Source organism: Enterobacter cloacae complex sp. 2024EL-00227 (assembly GCF_043945315.1).
GTDB lineage: Bacteria > Pseudomonadota > Gammaproteobacteria > Enterobacterales > Enterobacteriaceae > Enterobacter > Enterobacter roggenkampii.
In genome coordinates this window covers 1-1,833 of record NZ_JBIMQP010000056.1, presented here as the reverse complement: position 1 = coordinate 1,833, position 1,833 = coordinate 1, and the positions used below count along the sequence as shown (strand labels likewise).

Below are 1,833 nucleotides of genomic sequence, written 5' to 3'. Positions count from 1 at the left end.
TCGATTACATTGAAGTGTTCTACAACCGGGCCCGGCGCCACAGTCACCTCGGCGGCCTCAGTCCGGAGGCCTTCGAACAGGCCTCATCGTGAGGACAGAATTTGTCTACGGGCGTGGGGTCAGTCCACTAGGGTTACCTAATTCACCTATGTCTACTTCTGGCACAATGCAGAAATGAGATAGATTTACTTTATCCGCTTCTCGCTCAAAGCTGTCCGTAATCCCCTGCCTGCTTAAAAAAACCGGATTAACGTGTGATGTTTTTACGTTTTCCAGGCAGCCTTCATCGGTAAGTACCTGTCTTACAGACTTCAATGCACTTAGTTAAGAAACATCCTAATCGTCCTTTCGCCGATCGCGAGATCTGTTATGGCAGCTAAACTCGATTGATACCCCAATCCGCCGGGCAGCATTTCCTTTCCGCACGCAAGAAGGAGAAGATCATGAAAGCAGTAATTTACAACGGTCCTTATGATGTAAAAGTAAAAGACGTACCGGATGCGAAAATTGTCCGCCCCACGGATGTACTCGTCCGCATCACCACCACCAACATTTGTGGGTCGGACTTGCACATGTATGAGGGCCGGACCAGCTTTGAACAGGGACGGATTCTGGGTCACGAAAACCTGGGTGAAGTGGTCGAAATTGGCTCAGGCGTTGAACGTATTAAGGTGGGCGACTATGTTTGTCTGCCGTTTAACGTGGGATGTGGTTTTTGCGAAAACTGTGAAAAAGGTCTGACCGGCTTTTGTCTCACTACCAATCCGGGTTCGGCAGGCGCAGCTTATGGTTTTGCTGAAATGGGTCCCTGGGAGGGGGGGCAGGCGGAACTGCTTCGGGTGCCATTTGCCGACTTTAACTGCCTTGTTCTTCCCCCTGATGCGGCAGAAAAAGAAGATGATTATGTGATGCTCTCTGACATTTTTCCTACCGGCTGGCATGCAACAGAACTTGCCGGATTGAAGCCTGGTGAAAGCGTGGCCATTTATGGCGCGGGGCCGGTCGGTTTGATGGCAGCTCATTCGGCGATCATTAAAGGTGCTTCACAGGTGTTTGTGGTTGATACGCACACAGACCGGTTGGCTCTGGCTGAAAAAATGGGGGCGACGGGCATCAATGCTACTGGCGATGAAGCTGTACAAAAAATTCTCGACCTGACGGATGGACGCGGTACGGATTGTGGCTGCGAATGTGTTGGCTATCAGTGCTGTAACAAACATGGCCATGAAGATAACTCTGTCACCATGAACAGTCTTGTTGCGTCGACGAAAGCAACCGGGGGAATTGGTGTGGTTGGCGTCTTTATTCCTCAGGATCCGGGGGCTGAATCGGAGCTTGCCAGAGAGGGTAAGATGCCATTTGATTTTGGGAGTTTCTGGTTTAAAGGACAGGCAATCCGTACCGGCCAGGCGAACGTTAAGGCCTATAACCGTCAGCTGTCTCGCCTCATCCATCACGATAAAGCCAGTCCGGGCAAAATAATTTCTCATCGTCTTTCGCTTGAAGAGGCTCCTGCCGGATATAAGCACTTCGATGAGCGGGATGAAGGATGGACGAAGGTTATCCTTAAGCCTTAAATAGAGTTATCCGGTATGAGAAAGCAAAAACCGGGAAAGAATGTATGACTTTTGACAGGGTGCAATAAAATATCCTGTCAGGGCGTTATTATTCATACTTTCAGCTGCCAGGTGATGCTGCCAACTTACTGATTTAGTGTATGATGGTGTTTTTGAGGTGCTCCAGTGGCTTCTGTTTCTATCAGCTGTCCCTCCTGTTCAGCTACTGACGGGGTGGTGCGTAACGGCAAAAGCACCGCCGGACATCAGCGCTATC

General features: G+C 50.0%; 3 protein-coding genes. All 3 read left to right on the top strand.

Translation table 11 applies throughout. The features are described from left to right. Window positions 1–92: IS3 family transposase (locus ACHH0Z_RS25495; protein WP_326491880.1), on the top strand; the 92-nt coding region annotated here is incomplete at its 5' end. Window positions 93–443: 351 nt separating this feature from the next. Next, entirely contained in the window at window positions 444–1,577 is a 1,134-nt protein-coding gene (locus ACHH0Z_RS25490; RefSeq protein ID WP_017384068.1) for a glutathione-independent formaldehyde dehydrogenase, read from the top strand. A gap of 165 nt (window positions 1,578–1,742) precedes the next feature. After that, on the top strand, window positions 1,743–1,833 hold a 91-nt coding region (locus tag ACHH0Z_RS25485; protein ID WP_304481747.1), incomplete at its 3' end, for an IS1 family transposase.

Excerpts from the sequence above, each read along its gene's own strand:
- ACHH0Z_RS25490 (WP_017384068.1), top strand. The coding sequence starts at position 444 with ATGAAAGCAGTAATTTACAACGGTCCTTATGATGTAAAAGTAAAAGAC.